The sequence below is a fragment of the Pedobacter sp. B4-66 genome (assembly GCF_018492665.1).
Taxonomy (GTDB): Bacteria; Bacteroidota; Bacteroidia; order Sphingobacteriales; family Sphingobacteriaceae; genus Pedobacter.
In genome coordinates this window covers 140,095-157,552 of the sequence record NZ_JAFVME010000014.1, presented here as the reverse complement: position 1 = coordinate 157,552, position 17,458 = coordinate 140,095, and the positions used below count along the sequence as shown (strand labels likewise).

The window sequence follows — 17,458 nt, the reverse complement described above, 5'->3', positions numbered from 1 at the left end:
TAGGTACTAGTTCTCGCAAACCAATAAATTTGATTGGCCTAAACGCTGACTGCCTCTGCTCGCAGGCACGGCAACCGTACCAACCGGCAGATAATTTACCGAAGCAACAGTTTTAGGAACATAAATTACCACTTCAGTTCTGGTATAAGAATGAGGAAGGTATTTAATGTAATAACCATCAGGATGCAAGCCCCATATGCCACGTGGGAAATCTGTATTTGGTTCAGCAGTGCCGGCAAGCATCGCCAATCGTTCTATTTGATCGTAAGATGAATTGGCTTGATAAAGCAAGCCCCGCATCTTGTTCTCAATTTCTACAATGGTTTTAGCTGGCTCTGGCAAGTTGTTCGTTATTTTCAGCATCGCTTCGCTAGATAAATAATCCATTATGCTACTGCTTAAGGCCGACAAGTCATTTTTGTTAAGCAATTTGGCAGCTACCAATTGAAGATCGGGAGACAGTTTGCTAAAGTTAGTTTTCGCTATTATTGCCCATAAAAGCAATTGCACTTTGCTTTGTTCAATTTCAGTGTGTTGCTCCCAATTTGCGATAAGTGTTCTGGCAATCGTCTCTTTCGGGCCAGCAAGTGGCGCAAACAAATACCCATCACCATTACCTGGGCCATGAGTTCCAGCCTTTAGGCAAAAGCTTTTAAAAGTTCCGGTATAAAAACCCGGTTTTAAAGTGAAGCCTTGTGCAGGTGTATAACTAGACGTTAAATCGCAAAGCTTCTTTTTAACTGAGTCTGCACCAAAGTTTACAGGCATTGTTTCAGTCTTATTGCAATCGTCAAAGTTGGTTGTTATTGGGTCACTTTGAAGTAGCTTAAGTTGTTTGCTATTAAGTACACTGCCTGCAGCGTTATTTAATGCTTCTTTTAATTTGCCGAATTGTGCATTGGCATTAACACAATAAACCAGTAATAATAAGATGAGGATAGGAGAGGTCTTTTTCATAGGAGTTTAATTTAAAACAGATGGTAAATCTATTATCAAATTTACTATAGTTTTTGCATTTTGTTTCTAGTAAAAGACTGTTTTTTTAACAAGATTCTGCTAGTCAATTAAATATAGTGTTGTCCGATTTACCTTAACGATGCATCATCCAAATAATCGGGATTAACAATTAATTAGCCTATTTAAATTTACCTATGATGTCATTGGTAAATTGTTTTACTTCGCAGCTTCACTGAAGTCAGAATGACGAGGGTACTTTAGCAAGTACCCTCGTCATGAGAACAGGGGAGCTGGTTTAAACTATATGCCCCATTAATGGATCTGTAAAGCTCTCTTTTGTGTGCTCTGCATGGCCGGCAAATTGCTGACTATAATCAGCATGCTTTTCTGCAGTTACAGTTAAATCGTACCAGCTATGGCTTGACTTAAGATCTATAGGAATAAAAATTTCTTCCTGATTTTTCTTTAAAACAGCTTTAATAGCTGCCTTTTTGTAGCTGTTATCTTTTACAAGCAAGTTAACTAAATCGCCATTGGCTAAACGTTTAACGTGTAATAATACATTGCCATTTACCCTGCTACCGTCTTTTTCGCTTTGGTACATTAACGAAACTTCAATTTTAGGATCGTTGGCACTGCCTTTATACCGGCGGTAAAAGCCATTGGCACTGTAAACTTTTAAATCATAAGCACCATCTTTAAAGGTGTTTAATGGCCAGGTATATTCTACAGTATCACCTGCATCGACGGTAAAGTTCCAGTTTTTATCGTTAGCGTAAACGATGAAACCCGCACCTTTGGCTTTGTCGCCAAAGAACTTGTTGCCGGCAGTGAAGTCAATTTTAAACTGATTGTTTGCTGTATCCAATACGCTATGAGCGTAAAGTTCGTATGGAATTGCGTTTGCAGGTTTAATTCCAGGCTCCTGTTTAGGCAAGTTGGGGTTGCCTTTAGGGTTTTTAATGATACCGGCAATGGTCAGCTGATCTAAGTTTTTAAAGTTATTAGGTAGCTTGGCAAATTTCGCTTTATGGATGCTCTCCAGAAAAGGTAATCTTTCAACTGCTTTTGGCAATGGGATGTTTTCACCGTTATAAGGTCTAAATATCGATGTTAGATCGCCGCAAAGACTTCTTCTCCAAGAGCTTATGTTGTCTTCATGTATCTTTTGGCCGGTTTTGTGACTTAAAAACTGCTCTAAAAACTGGATAGAAGAGGTATGGTCAAATACTTGCGAGTTAACGTATCCGCCTCTAGACCAAGGCGACACAACCACCATCGGCACTCTAAAGCCTAGGCCTAGTGAGCTTTCTCTATCGCTGTTTTCTCCTTTGTAAAGGTACTCCGAGCTATTGTCTAATGATTTTGAAACTATTCCGGTTTCAGGATTTTTAGGATCAGGAGATACAAATGGAGGAAGATGATCAAAGTATCCGTCGTTTTCATCGTAAGTAAGAACAAAGATGGTCTTTTTCCATACTTCAGGGTTTTTGGTTAGGATGTCTATGGCTTCTGAAAGGTACCAGGCACCATACCATGGCGCTCCCGGATGGTCAGAAAAGTTGCATGGTGCAACCAGCCACGAAACGGTAGGTAATTTTCCGCCGTCAACATCTTCGCGGAATTGATGTAGCACATCACCTTTAGGGATTTGGGCTGTTCTTTTAGTGCCATTATCATCGTAGGTAATGGTTTCCAAAGTGTGGAAATCAGGATCGTTACGGTTGGTTACAAAGGCTCTTTTATGTAGGTCTTGCTGCTCAGGAGTTAATTTGTCAAGGGTGTTTACCTCTAAAAATTCAATCTCCTTAGTTAGAAAGTCTAGTTTCTTTTTTAATTTATCGTCTGATTTGTCTTTTAATTTTGCTTCGACTTCGGTCTTTTCTTTACGCAGGCCGATCAAGTGTTCCGGATGTCTTTTTACATGGTATTGTTTAAAGAACTCCATGTCGTTATCTGTAAAGTTAGCCAACCAGCTGTCTTCTTCGTCCTCCAAACCAACACCAACGCTTAGTTCGTTTTGGTATATCTTCCAGTCTACATTGTGTTTAGAAAGGCGCTCTGGGAATGTACTCCACGAAACGTTTTCATTACCATCAATATAGCCGTTAGAGTGGTGTGCGGTAGAGGTTGCGTTCTGTTCTTCGCGGACTTTACCAGTCCAGAAAAAGCAACGGTTAGGGCTGGTTCCTGTTAAAATAGAGCAGAAATTATGGTCGCAAACGGTAAAGGCATCGGCAAGTGAATAGTAGAAAGGGATGTCCTCACGATTGTAATATCCCATGGTTAATGGCATATCTTCATATTCTTTATTGCCTGATTTTTTGGCTTCTAACCAGCCATCGTTTCTGCCATTGTTACGGGCATCGACCTGGTCTTCCCACGAATGTGGAAGGGAACTCATCCAGGTTGCTTTTGTATCTTTAATATTTAACCTGAATGGGGCATAGGTATGGCCTTTTTTATTGCTTTGCAACCATACTGGATATTGGTTAGGAAGGGTAATGGCTCTTGGGTCGTTAAAGCCTCTTACCCCTTTAAGTGTTCCAAATGCATGATCAAAAGATCTGTTTTCCTGCATCAAAAATACTACGTGTTCCGCATCTAAAAAGGTACTGCCTACTTTAGGGTTTATGGCCATTGCTCTTTGTATTGATGGTGGCAAGATACCTGCCACGCCCAGAGCGCCGGTTAATAAGGTTGCTTTCTTGATAAAGTCTCTTCTACTTTCCATTTTATTCAGGGTAATTGTGGTTCTTATTGTAATTGGTGGTGTTTTTTAATACGATCGTCATCCTGAAATAAATTCAGGATGACGATCGTAGCATATAAAAATATGAATTCTATCCTTATTTCACTGGCTTTATTTTACCCACCAAACTTGTTGGTTAATTTTATCGTTACCTGCACCGAACTGCGATTCAATTGCTTTTGAAACATTGGTTTGGTTGTTGTCATATTCCGATAAAGGATAAATCCAACGGTAAGGGATAGTAACTCCGACAGGGCGACGGAACTCAGGGTATCCGGTTCTAAGGTTGTCGTAAAAGGCACTCCATCCAGATTGGAAGAAGGTTCGTAAATACTTTTGAGTAATTATCTGCTCCATTTTCTGAGCTGTTGTGGTACTCAAAGCAAAGTTGTTTATCGGCAATGCCAGGTAATCATTTGCTTTTTCTTCCGTTACATAGGCCCCATAAAGTTTGGCGTAAGTTTGATAGAATTTAAAAGATGCTTTTACACCATTTTTGTAGTGTTGGTTTGCATCGCCGGAAATCCAGTTTCTTACAATTCCTTCGGCAATAATGAACTCTTGTTCTGAGTAACCCATTAGCACTAAAGGCTCATTGGTAGCGTCACTTGGGAAACGGTCGTTTACTTTAGATACTTTACCATCTGCCGCTTTTATACTGGTTTCAGCATATGGTGCAGCAGGATCACCACCTTCGTAAGAAGTAAAATCATCAATTGCTTTACCTGCTTCTTTACCAATTTTTGTTTGTGTGCAATACAGGAATAAACGTGGATCTTTTCTGTTTTTAAGGTGATCTATAAAGGTAGAGGACATGAACATGCCCGATCCGAACCCGCTTGAGTTGAACTCTGGATAGCGGTTTCCTTCCTGATCTAAGAAAATTAATTGGCCATCATTATCAGCATCAGTAGTGCCCAAAATGGGCTCACTTTGTACGATCTGAGCAAAGGTTTCTTTAACTTTCAGGTCGTTGTCGCTTTCTTTTTTAGACAAAGTCATTAGCACTTTTAGTCTGAAAGAGTTAACCAGTCTGCGCCATTTTGCGGCCTCACCTTTGTAAATGATATCGCCGGCAATAGGTGCGTTAGTGCCTTTAAGCATGGTATTTGCTTCGTCAAGTTCCTTAAGAATTCCTTTAAAAACGGTTTTCTGATCGTCGTAAACAGGAGGTTTGTAACCTGTCTGATCTTCTCCATTTAGGGCCTGACTGTAAGGTACATCACCGAAGGTAAGGGTTAGGTTGTAAAAGTAGTAAGCTCTAAAAAATTTGGCTAAGGCGATGTATGAGTTATCGTTAATACGAGTGGCTTCTTCAATCATCTTGGTCACATTTCTAAGAGAGGAGTAGGCATCAAAATCACCTCTTCCCCATTTAAAATATTGGCCTTCGCTTTCTCCGTCTGTTTGTACAAGCATGCGGGTTGCATACAAAGGCGAAGTACCGCTGTAGGCACGGAAGGTATCCCATTCTATTTTGGTTAGCAAAAGCTGAGGGTGGGTTTGTGTCGGTTTGTTAGGGTCTATGTTCATCAGATCCTGATCCTTGCATGATGACAGAAGGATTACCCCGGCTATTAAACTATATATTAGTTTTTTCATTGTTCTGTTGTTTTAAAGGTGGTAATGTGTTTGCTGTTAAAGTTTTACACTTAATGATAAGCCGATAAATCTTGCTGATGGATCTTGCAGGTTGTTGTCATCGCCATAATCAGGATCTAACAGTGGCATTTTCTTCCACATCAATGGGTTGTAGCTGTAAGCAGATACATGAACTGATTTTAAGCTTCCAATTTTTATAACCTTTGCAAGGTCGTAGCCTACAGATATTCTTCTTAATTTGAAGAATGAGCGGTCAAAAACGTTAGCAAATTTCTTGTTTTCTTCTTCAGTAACTCTAGCCTGGTATGGATAGATCTGACTCCATGTTTGCCAGTTTACAGCGGTAGTGTTTTTCTTATAGGTACGTGTATCAGAAAGTACTTTTCCGTTTACGTCTCTTTTAAGTTCTCCGCCAGTAATTACTACACCTTCTGGAACATAGATTGCTTTTCCGGCAGCGTATTCTGCATCTCTGAATTCAACAGAACTTGGGTGTTTACCACCCCACCACATTTTTTCGATAGTTACAGAACGCATAACACCACCCCATGCTCCATCGATATCGATGTTTACATCAAAGCCTTTTATCATGAACTTGTTTTGCAAGCCTAAGCGCCAGCTTGGATCGCTGTGGCCAAGGTTTACATTGAAGTTATCTCTTGTAGGTAAGCCTGTATTTGGATCTAAAATTACTTCGCCTGTAGCACTTTTTTGCCACACAGTTCCATAAAAGCTATCTGCTCTATCGTTTAGTTTCAGGTCTCCGAATTTAGGCTGGTTGTCGTATATTTCAGTTAGTTTTCTTTCAGAAGTACTCCAGTTTACAGCAATATCCCATTTAAAGTCATCGCGTTTTATGGCGTTGTAATTGGCCATTATTTCCAGACCCTGAGTTTTGTATTTGTTGCCGTTTACTTTACGTGTTTTAAAGCCAGATGCTTCTGATGTAGCCGGATCTATGATCTTGTTCTCATCTATTACATTGTAATAAGTAAATTCTAAACCAACCTTTTTAGCCAATGAGGTAGATAAACCAACTTCGTACGAGGTAGATTGCTCTGGTTTGATATTAGGATTGATAAGGCCAGCTGGGTAGGTAACTGATGGTGTTGTTCCGTAAGTTACGTCTTTTGTATAGGTAGAAGCGATGCTATACGGAGCAAGGTCGTCTGAGACTTTTGCCCATGAGGTGTAAAGTTTCAGGTAATCTAAGGCTTTAGGCATTTTTATATAATCTGAAACCATAGTACTTAAGGATGCAGATGGGTAAAAGTATGATCTGTTTTCTTTTGAAAGAGTTGATGACCAATCGTTTCTGCCGGTTAGGTTTAGGTAAACTGCATTGAATATATCGAAGTTTGCTGATCCGTATACACTTCGGATAGATTTCTGCTCCAGGTAATTTGTTGCCTGTACAGGACCTTGAGTGTTGTTTAAGCTGTAAACAAAAGGAACAATTAAGCCATCACTAGATGCATATTCTTGTTGTATATCTCTGTTAAAGGTAGATGCGCCCGCGTTTAGGGTGAAGGTTAAATCTTTAGAGATCTCTTTGTTGTAAGAAGCAAGGAAATCCAGATCGACGTTCATTTGCGAGTTGTTCCACATCTTGTAATCGCCATTTCTTGAATCGCCATAGTTCATGTACGACTTAGGGCTCTTCATGTTATCGAACGATTTCTTTTCGCGACCTGACGCTCTTGCCTGTAAGCTTAAGCCCGGTGTTACCTGCCATCTAAGTTTTGCCTGTCCGTTTAATACATTTCTGCTTGTTGCCTGGGTAAGTTCTTCTGAAGCGAAGTATGGGTTGTTGTACCAAGCGTAGTTATAGTTTGCCTGTCTGTAACCTTCCATACCCGGAACATACATGTGGTCTCTAAGGTCTTTACCGTTTACATCGTCGCCCATCCATATTAAGATGGTGTACATGTGGTTTTTAGGTCCGTATCCGTAACGTGGGTAGTTTGGAGAGCTAACTTTGTTGTAAGATAGGGTAGCGTCTAATTGTAGGTTGCTGGTAAGGTTAAATGAAGAGTTGAAGTTTATCCCGCCTGTTGTAAGTGAAGTATTTGGCACCTGACCTCTTTGGAATCCGTATTTACCTGATGCATAAAATTGTGCTTTGGCTCCTTTGTAGGCAACTGAGAAATCGTTGTTGGTTACTAGCCCAGGTCTTAGAAAATCGTTTAAGTTGTCGTGTCTAACCCAATCAGTAGGTACTCTTTCGTATTTAGATTTATCATCATAGATAGTTCCTTTAACGTTTCCGTACCATTCAATAGTTTCGCCGGTTTGTTTGTTTCTTAACGGGCTGTTCCATTGTGCTATTTTAACACCTGGTTGAAATTTAGGTCCCCAGATCATATCACCATCAGAGATACCACCATCTTCACCGTCCCAGAATTCATACTTTCCATTAGATCCGTTTCCGTATTCAGTTTGTGTTTCAGGAAACACAGTGAAACCGGCAGTAACCATGTTGTTGGTATTGATGTTGATTTCCAGTCCGTCTTTATCTGCATTTTTTGTAGTGATTAAGATTGCTCCGTTTCTACCTCTTGAACCGTATAAGGCAGATGCTGTAGTACCTTTTAATACGTTTATGTTGGCAATGTTATCGCCAGAAACATCAAAAAAGTCTGTTTCAACAGGGATACCATCTATCACAATAAGTGGGTTTTTACCTCTTAAAGAGAAGCTTGGAGCCTGGAACATCCCTGTAGGGTTGTTTACTGTTAAGCCAGCAACTTGTCCGGTTAGTGCATTACCGATGTTCATCGTTTTTGATTCTGACAATACATCTGTTTTCACCTCCTGTGTTGCGTATCCAAGCTTTTTCTTTTGTTGCTTAATACCAATTGCGGTTACCACTACCTCGCCAAGTGTTTTAGAGTCTTCTTGTAAGGTAATGTCTAGTTGCGATTTACCTGCTACAGGAACATTTTGGGAAATGTAACCCAGGTAAGTAAATGAAAGGGTGGCATCTGCAGCTGCAGAAATACTGTATTTACCTTCGAAATCTGTAACTGTAGCTTTTTTTGTGTTTGCTACGCTTACGCTAACGCCGGGTATGCCGCCGCCATTGGTGTCTTTTACGACTCCCTTGATGAGGTTTTGTGCTAATGCTGCCTGAGCGAAGAGAAGGTACATCACACTAAATAAAAGTAGTTTTCTTTTCATATTGGAGTTTGGTTTTTACAGCGCAAATCTAGAACGGTGCTGTAATCTCAATATGAAAATGGGATTATGGTTTTGTGATTTTGAGGCGGAGGAAAGCGAATGCTTATAACTTAAAGGTTATAGATTAAATTAATTGTTAACTATGTATTAGGTTTCTGTTTGCAATGAATAACGATGTTATTTTATTTCCGTAAATTTGCGCCATTATAATTTAATATTAGGAAACTGTGTCGTTAGATAAATTAAAACTAAGCAAGCAGCTGGTAACAGCAATGAATGATGCCGGATATATATCTGCTAAAGAAATTCAGGCAAAAACTATGTCCAGAATAATTGGTGGGCAAGATGTTATTGCTGTTGGTCCTGAGGGCTGTGGTAAAACCACAACCTATGTGCTTGGGGTTTTAATGCGTTTAAAATACAGTACCGATGAGGCTCCAAAGGTATTAATTCTTGTTCCGGATCAGGAACGTGTGCTTGCAGTAATTGAAGAGTTTAAGCTTTTAAGTAAGAACCGTAATCTGCGTATTATTGGCCTGTACGGTACAGGAGGGATGGATGAAGTGATTCAGGAGCTGTTAGATGGTATCGACATTGTTGTTGCTACGCCTACCAGAGCACGTGCGGTTTATTTAAAATTAGGCCTTAACTTAAACAGATTACAGATGCTGATCGTTGATGATGCTGAAGTAATTGTAAAACAAGGAATGCAGTTGCCGGTTTGCGAATTGGCAAGAAGTGCAGGTAAGGTTCAACAGTTAATTTTTACTACCGTTGTTCATGATAAACTGAACCATATGATTGATCAGTTTACGAATTTCCCTACCACTATAGAGGTTGAGGATTTGGGAGATAGTAAAGCCATAACACACGACCTTTTGCTATATCAGGTGCCTAATTATAAAACAAAGGTTAACTTACTGAACCTGATGTTGCGTAATGATGAGGTGTTTGATAAGGTTGTAGTTTTTGTGAATTCGCGCTTAACTGCTCAAAAATTGGGTAAAAGCTTGCATTCAGCAAAACCAGGTGCAGTTTCTGTATTGAACCCGTTGTTTTTTGATGAAGAGGGTTTTGACCATATAGAAGATTTTAAAGAGACTCCTGAAGCCAGAGTTTTAATAGTAGCCAATGAAGGGTCTGCTAATGTAGACCTGTCGGGCATTCCATTTATATTCCACTTTGAGGTTCCTGAGCAAAAAGAGCAGTTTTTGAGCCGGGTAGTAAAATCAGGAGAGGAAGAGCTTGTGGCTATTACTTTTGCTACTGATATGGAACTGGTAGATTTAAGGAAGATTGAGCAATCATTAGGTGCTAAAATTCCGGTTATGGATTTGCCTGAAGATTTAGTGATTGATAAAGTTGTTAAAGCTTCTACAAAAATTAAGACTGTAAAAGAAACCGTTGATGGTCCTAAAGGTGGTGGTGCTTTCCATGATAAAAAGGAAAGCAACACCAAAGATTACAATTACGGAATAGGTCAGAAGGCTAAAATGACCATGAAAAAGAAACACGGTTAATTTTCTATATACGGCGCTAATTTTTCTTTAGGTATAAACTCTACTCGATAAGGCATAATACTACTTTTCAGCATCCAAAGGAAGGTTCCTTTGAAGTTGGTAAGTACTACAGTATGCCTTTTTGAGGTGCACTGTAAAATTGTAGTATCCGCTACCAGATAGGAGCTTCCCATGCGATCATTATATATTTCCTGTGGAAGTTTTGTTTCTGTTACTAATTGAGAGGTCTTGTCGCTTTCATTTAGCTTAAATACGAGTGTTCTGCTAAGTTTTTTACTGGTGCCATTGTCGAACAGCATCAGGTTGCCTTGATTGTTCATGTGAACCGAATGGCCTTGATCAAATGCACTTCCTTCGGGCATTTTGAAGTCGCCATCTTTACCGAATTTCCAGATTACTTTGCCTGTTTTAGCATCTAGCTTCCAGATTTGTCCGTTGTTGTAAAAGGAGATCAGGTAGTTGCCATCTTTATCAAAGCTTAGGCTATTGGCGTGCATCCAGTCTTTTTTATCTCTCATTAAGTTCTTGTCCTTTAATGGGTCGAGCTCATCAAACACCTTCCAGCTCCATATTTTCTTGCCGTTTCTATCCAGTACTAAAATGCCGTCGCTTTTTACGGTGTCTTGTTTACTGCCACCATATTTGCTCAGATCCATTATCTTTTGTTCTACGCATAAGGTAACTACCTGGTTTTGCTTGTTTAATATGATTTCGTGATGTACGGTTTGTTTAAAGTCTTTTTCTCCTTTTTTTAGGTGCAGCAGGGTGTCGCCGTTTAAAGATACTTCCAGTATTTCGTTGCCATAGCTGGTTGGATATTCATCATTACCAAGAATTGAAAGTAAGGTTTTGTTTTGTGTAAAGTGGGTGGTTTTAAAGCCAGTTCCATTTACCTGATGATACCATTTTATTGCTCCTTTAGCATCTATTATGAAAATAATGCCTGGTATTTCTCTTCTGTAAATGAGCATATAGCCTTCTTTAAAAGAGGTTGGGATTACTTTCGGATCGGGAGCATAAACTTTAAAGAAGTCCTGTATCCACATTGGGAAGTCAGTTGTTTTAAAGTCGTAGGTTTTGCTGATAGCCTGGCAGCTTTTGGCCTGCGTAATTACGCGATATTGGTATTCTTGTTTGGGTTTTAAGTTGGTCATCACTATGTGGTGATGCTTTTTGTTTGTGGAAACAGGAGTTCTTGATAACTGTTTTTCTTTTCCTTTTACCCAATATTCAATTGAAATATCCAAAGGTTGTTTGAGTTCTATGTCTGCATTTACTCTTAGGCTATTTCTGTCAGGAGCACTGAGTTTTATTTCTATGATTTGTTCTTCGCACTGATTGGAACAGGCGCTTAACAGGAACAAAAAGAATACAGGAATCAGTCTCTTGATGAATAGCATATGAATAGTTTTTAGTAGTAGTACAAGGTAAAGGGAAATTGTATAGAAACAAAAATCGGGATACAACAATGTTGAAGTTGTTGTATCCCGATTAAATGTATTAATTATTAAAGTCTTCCTGCATTGTTCAGGTTAGGGTTTAAATCAACCTGAGTTTGAGGATAAGGGAAATACCTGTGTTTAGCAATATCAATTGCAGCTGGTTTGCCAACTGATTTTAGATAAGCGTTAACTACTTCCTGGTATTTACCCATACGAATTAAATCTGCTCTGCGTTTGCACTCAAAGAAGAATTCCCATCCGCGTTCCTGTAGGATTTTATCGCGAAGGCTTTCTTTAGTATAAGTGCTTGCATCACCAAGTAGGGTTGCTTTTGAACGTCCTTTTACTGAGTTGATAAGATCTATACTTGCTTTTGTTGGACCATTTACTTCGTTTAATGCTTCTGCTTTGCAAAGAACGATATCTGCGTAGCGAAGAATTGGAATACCGTGACCATCATAATAGGTTTTAGAACCAGCCGGATCTGCATATTTTTTAGTAGCAACGTCTGGTAGGTAGTATTTACCGGCAGGAGGTGTAGTTTGTCCTGCAGGCGCCTGCATGTAATCTAAACCATCAGTTCCCTTGTAGCTATAAAAGAACATTTCACGACGCTCATCATTTGGAGCATATGAATTCCAGAAGCTCCAGCTCACTGCATAATATTGCCAGCGATCTGTTACAACCGGATTGTTTAATGGACCAAAGTGGTTCATTAATTCAGTTGCATCATTTAATGCATCAGCCAATGAACTGAAGATAGATTCTTTACACCATTTGTTGCTTTCGGCAAATAGACCAGCATATGTTGGAAATAGCTCATACTGGTGTAGGTCTTCTATTTTTTGAATGGTTTCTAAAGCTTTTGGCCATTGGTGTTCTCTCATATACAGTTTTGTAAGTAATGAAAGGGCAGCTCCTTTAGTTGCACGACCAACGTCATTGGTAGGGTAAATTGCTTTTCCTTCGTAGTTAACAGGAAGGTTTTCAGCAGCAGTTACTAAATCATTTATTAAGAAAGTGTTGATGGTTTCAAGACTAGCTGGGGGCAGTTTTTTTGTATAATCTGCTTCTTGCATTTCCTTTTCAGTCATCAAAATAACCGGACCGAATTCGTCTGTTAAATCGATGTAGGCCAAGGCTCTTAGGAATTTAATCTCTGAAAAATATTGGTTTGTTTGTGCTTCTGTAAGCGTTTTTATTTTTGGAATATTGTTTAGCGCATTATTTGCATCGGCAATTAATTTGTATTGGTGCTGATATGCAAAGTTTATGTATTTATTGTTGTTTGACCATTGCGCGTCAGAAAGCTGTGAGATATCTCCTGATTGAAATGAGTGACCAATATCAGTTGTAAAGTCTGTAATGGCCATTTGAAATCCTGCATAGTATTGATAAGAATCACTTACACCGCTTGGCTGTTTTAATCGGGCATAGACTCCATTTACTGCCGCTACTGCATCAGAATTTGACTGAAAAGCATTTGCGTCGGTTAGCAGACTATATACTTTAGGATCTGCGGTTTTTTTACATGAAGCAAGACCTATTAAACAAGCTGAGAATAAAATTATAGTACGTTTCATAATTGACAATTGTAATAGGTTAGAAATTTAATTTAAGACCAAGAGTGAAAGAACGGTAAGCTGGATAAGCATTGAAATCCAAACCCGCTCTTAAATTAGCGCTAGTAGGATCAGAACCATTATTATTAGAACTAACTTCTGGATCAGAACCTGTGTACTTGGTTATTGTAAATAAATCTTGGGCTGTAAAATAGATTTTAGCATTACTCACTCCTTTTAAGAATCCGATTTTTGAAGTAGGAATGTTATAGCCTAAACTTAGATTTTTCAACTTCACATAAGATGCGTCCTCAACAAACCTTGAGTTGATGTAGCCACCATATTTAGAGGTGAAGTATCCATTTCTTGGAACATCAGTGTTGTTGTTTTGTGGGGTCCAGCGTTGTAAAGCGGCTGTACCTGTGTAAGTTTCCAACAATAAACGATTCATGTTATACAAGTCTGCACCGAAAGCTCCTTGAAAAAATACACCTAGTTCAAAACCTTTGTATGTGAAACTATTGTTGAAACCCATAACATAATGGGGATAAGCATTTCCTAATATTTGACGATCGCTTGAAGTAATTAATCCATCACCGTCTAAATCTTTATATTTTGGATCGCCGGGTTTAGATAATGGTTGTGGGGTGTAAGTTTCACCTGTTTTAACCACACCGTCGTAAACATAACCGTATAATTGGCTTAATTCTTTACCTACTTCAAGTTTTGAAAAGTCTGCCGCTGGTACGCTTCCATCAGGATTAGCTGTTTGAGAGATAATGTAAGGTCTGCCATTTAAATCTATAGCTTTTTGTTTATTGTAAGCAATGTTTAAAGTAGTACTCCAAGTCATATTATCTGTCTCAATATTTCGGCTATTGATAGAAAGCTCTATTCCTTGATTTTGGATTGTTCCTCCATTAATAAGTTGAGTTGAAAATCCATAGATCTGCTCTGTTGGCATATCTAGTAATAAACTTCTGGTTCTCTTGCGATAATAATCGGCTGTAACAGTTAGGCGATCTTTTAGGAAGCCCATATCTACACCTGCATCAAATTGTGAGTTAGTTTCCCATAGTAAATTTTCATAAGGTAGACGATTAGCAACAAGTGCACCGTAAAAGTCACTTCCTTCGCCTAGAGAAACTCCATTTGGAGCATATGTAGCCATATAGGTATATGGAGGAACCCTGTCATTACCTGTTTCTCCGTAACCCGCTCTAACTTTTAGATTAGAAAATATTTTGTTATCTTTCATGAAGGCCTCATCACTTACTCTCCATGCCAATGACCCTGAAGGGAAGTATCCAAGTCTTTTCTTAGAAGAGAAGATTGAAGAAACATCATTACGGAAGGTGAAAGTAGCTAGGTATTTACCCTTGAAAGCGTAATTTAAACGACCAAAATAAGCGTATCTTATGTCCTCCCCTTTATAACTGATAGCTCCGATTCTTTCGGCACCTCCAGCAAGATTGTTATAAAGATATTTATCAGTAGTGAATTTTTGTACCTGAGTAAAGTGTCTTTCATTTTGATCGAACTGATAAGAAAAACCTCCAACTGCAGTAAATGAGTGCACATCATTAAATACTTTTTTATAAGTAAGGTATGTTTCAAATAGATTACGAGTTGTATTTAATTCATTAACAGAGGCCTGTCCCTTAACTTTTTCTCCAGATACAAGAGTCATAGGTAGGTAGGTTCCTTCTTTTGTAGCTGAAAACTCTGTTCCTCCACTAACGTGTAAAGTTAAGTCATCAATAATCTGTAAATCGCCAAAAATGTTAGCAGTAATTCTATTATTATAGCGATCATTGGTAGGTTCAAGTAGCCATGCTAAAGGATTGTCTTTACCATTTCTACGAGCATATGTTCCATCTGCATTGTAAGGTGCAATAGCAGGAGAAGTAAACATTATGCCATACAATACGTTAGATGGGACGATATTACCATCGTAAGTTTTGTATTGAGAAAAAGATCTTGCCGCATATGCATTGGCACCAACAGTAAATCTTTTACTAACTTTATGATCAATATTGAAACGGCCTGAATAACGGTCGAAATCAGTTTTCTTTAATGCACCTATTTGTCCGAAGTAATTTCCTGATATTGAGATACGGGTATCTTCATTACCTCCGCTAATATTTAGGTTGTGGCTCTGTACACTTGCGTTTCTTGTCGCAAGGTCAAACCAATCAGTATTGGTTGTGCTTGCCAAATCTGCCGCAGTATATTCAGGAGGATTACCTTGTTCAATGGCTTTTGCATTAGCTATTGCTTTGTAGTCGGTTGCATTCATTAAATCAGGTTTGCTTTTGATCCTTTGAGTTCCATAATAGCTTTCAAATTCTACTACTGATTTCCCTGCTTTACCTCTTTTTGTAGTAATAAGAATAACTCCATTAGCACCACGGGCACCGTAAATAGCTGTTGCAGATGCGTCTTTAAGGATTTGAATGTCCTCAATATCACTTGGCGAGATGGTTTGTCCTATGTCAGTAATAAAACCATCAACTACATACAAAGGCTCGTTGGTAGATTTAATAGAGTTACCCCCTCTGATGCGGATAATCGTATTACCTCCTGGAGCTGAGCTAGCCTGAGTAACCTGTACTCCCGATGCACGGCCTTGAATAGCTTGTGCCACGTTTGCGGTAACACCACCTAGGTTTAAATTCTCTTTTGAAATGGAGCTTATAGATCCGGTAAGGTCTTTTTTCTTAGAAGTACCATAACCAACAACAACAACCTGATCCAGTTCGTTTTGAGTTTCTTTAAGTGTTACGTTTATTTCTGATTTAGTTCCAACAGTAAATTCCTGTGGATCGAAACCAATAAACGAGAATTGTAAAACACTTTGAGCATTTGGTACAGTAATGGTATAACTACCGGAACCATCCGTAAGTGCTCCAGTTTTGCCACCCTTTACCTTAATGTTAACTCCGGGTATGCCTTCTCCTTTGGCATCCGAAACTTTCCCATTCACCTTTACTCCGGTTTGGGCATAACCCTCTATGGAGAGGAGAAATGTTATTAATAATGAAAATAGTAGAAATTTAGATTTCATATTTATTGGTTTATATGTTTATTGTTTTAGTTTTTGAAAGAATGGAATTGATTTTAGGAGCGTTCTTTCTGTAATTAAAAAACAAGGCGTAGGGATATCTGTGCTGAAGCAAAAATGAAAAAAGTCAATAAGGAAGTCCCTATGAAGTTTCATTATAGTTTAGGTTAGTAGTTTAGTTTTTTTCCACTCAGATCAACATTTTAAATGCATGAACTGATGTAACGTATTAAAAGTGAAGGTAGAATTAATAATAGTTGGGAACTATTGAATTGTAACATAAACGTTGCGCAAACGTTTGCTTTGTCTTTTTTGTAGAGAACTACTGTCGGAATTTAAAATGCGATTAATTTATCGTTAAATTTATCGCATTTTAGAAACGTATAAAATACCTCGTTGTTTGTTTTTTTGCAGCTGTGAGCATAAAATAGTTGATTTAATCCTTTTTAAATGTAGAATCGGGTGGTTTTGCCAAGGATTAAATAAACTAGATTTTTATGTTATTGTAAATGTCAATATATCAGTATGTTAGTTTGAATGCAAACGTTTGATATACTTTTGGAGTCGTTACTTTAAGCTTTTGGCTTCATTCCAATAAATATCCATCTCAGAGAGGGTCATGTCATTAAGCGATTTGCCATTTTCTTTTGCCTTACTTTCCAGGTATTGGAAGCGTTTGATGAATTTTTTATTGGTTTTTTCTAAGGCATTTTCAGGGTTGATGTTAATGAAACGAGCATAATTAATTAGCGAGAATAATAGGTCACCAAATTCAGCTTCTGCTTTTTCAATATCGATAGTGGCATCGTCTGATACGTTATATTCATCTTTAAATTCCTGTAATTCTTCTTCAACTTTTTCCCACACCTGTTCCTTGTTGTCCCAGTCGAAACCAACACCTCTTGCTTTTTCCTGAATGCGACTCGCTTTTACCAGAGAGGGCAAACTAGCCGGTACTCCTGACAATACAGATTTGTTACCTTCTTTAAGTTTTAGTTGTTCCCAGTTGCGTTTCACATCATTTTCATCCTGTACCTCTACATCTCCATAGATATGGGGGTGTCTGCTGATTAGTTTGTCACACACACTGTTAAGTACATCAATTATGGTAAAATCATTGGTTTCAGAAGCAATGCGTGCGTAAAATACAAGGTGCATCATTACATCTCCCAGTTCCTTTTTTACCTCATCCAAATCTCCCTCAAGTATAGCGTCAGATAACTCATAAGTTTCCTCGATAGTTAAATGTCTTAGTGTTTCCATGGTTTGCTTTTTATCCCATGGACATTGAGTACGTAATGTATCTAATACTGTTAATAGTCGTTGAAATGCCGAAGCTGGATCGTTTGCGGTAACTGGCGGTATATTATTAGGCATTG

General features: G+C 38.6%; 9 protein-coding genes. 1 reads left to right on the top strand and 8 read right to left on the bottom strand.

What is annotated here, in order from left to right:
• Positions 1 to 6: 6 nt before the first annotated feature.
• From J1905_RS20830 to J1905_RS20815, 4 genes are all read right to left on the bottom strand, one after another.
• Complete coding sequence (locus J1905_RS20830; RefSeq protein ID WP_214229152.1) at positions 7 to 957, bottom strand: hypothetical protein; 951 nt, start codon at positions 955 to 957, stop codon at positions 7 to 9.
• 295 nt (positions 958 to 1,252) lie between these two features.
• Positions 1,253 to 3,691 (bottom strand): phosphocholine-specific phospholipase C, encoded by a 2,439-nt coding sequence (locus tag J1905_RS20825; RefSeq protein ID WP_214229151.1) that lies wholly within the window; start codon positions 3,689 to 3,691, stop codon positions 1,253 to 1,255.
• Between the two features lie 129 nt (positions 3,692 to 3,820).
• A complete protein-coding gene (locus J1905_RS20820) occupies positions 3,821 to 5,311 on the bottom strand; it encodes a SusD/RagB family nutrient-binding outer membrane lipoprotein (RefSeq protein WP_214229150.1) in 1,491 nt (496 codons plus the stop codon).
• A gap of 36 nt (positions 5,312 to 5,347) precedes the next feature.
• Positions 5,348 to 8,491 carry a SusC/RagA family TonB-linked outer membrane protein gene (locus J1905_RS20815; RefSeq protein WP_214229149.1) on the bottom strand — a complete coding sequence of 1,048 codons (3,144 nt, stop codon included), beginning with the start codon at positions 8,489 to 8,491 and terminating at the stop codon, positions 5,348 to 5,350.
• 227 nt (positions 8,492 to 8,718) lie between these two features.
• Here J1905_RS20815 and J1905_RS20810 point away from each other — a divergent pair, with 227 nt between their 5' ends.
• Entirely contained in the window at positions 8,719 to 10,011 is a 1,293-nt protein-coding gene (locus J1905_RS20810) for a DEAD/DEAH box helicase (RefSeq protein WP_214229148.1), read from the top strand.
• Here J1905_RS20810 and J1905_RS20805 read toward each other — a convergent pair.
• The 4 genes from J1905_RS20805 to mazG form a co-directional block, all read right to left on the bottom strand.
• Positions 10,008 to 11,411, bottom strand: coding sequence for an aryl-sulfate sulfotransferase (locus tag J1905_RS20805; protein ID WP_214229147.1), 1,404 nt, complete (start codon positions 11,409 to 11,411; stop codon positions 10,008 to 10,010). The two genes, J1905_RS20810 and J1905_RS20805, sit on opposite strands and share 4 nt — an antisense overlap.
• Positions 11,412 to 11,518: 107 nt before the next feature.
• Positions 11,519 to 13,036: a RagB/SusD family nutrient uptake outer membrane protein gene (locus J1905_RS20800; protein WP_214229146.1), complete on the bottom strand. Its 1,518-nt coding sequence runs from the start codon at positions 13,034 to 13,036 to the stop codon at positions 11,519 to 11,521.
• A 19-nt stretch (positions 13,037 to 13,055) separates the two neighbouring features.
• On the bottom strand, positions 13,056 to 16,082 hold the full coding sequence (locus J1905_RS20795) for a SusC/RagA family TonB-linked outer membrane protein (RefSeq protein ID WP_214229145.1): 3,027 nt from the start codon (positions 16,080 to 16,082) through the stop codon (positions 13,056 to 13,058).
• 564 nt (positions 16,083 to 16,646) lie between these two features.
• Positions 16,647 to 17,456 (bottom strand): nucleoside triphosphate pyrophosphohydrolase, encoded by an 810-nt coding sequence (mazG, locus tag J1905_RS20790; protein ID WP_214229144.1) that lies wholly within the window; start codon positions 17,454 to 17,456, stop codon positions 16,647 to 16,649.
• Positions 17,457 to 17,458 lie beyond the last annotated feature (2 nt).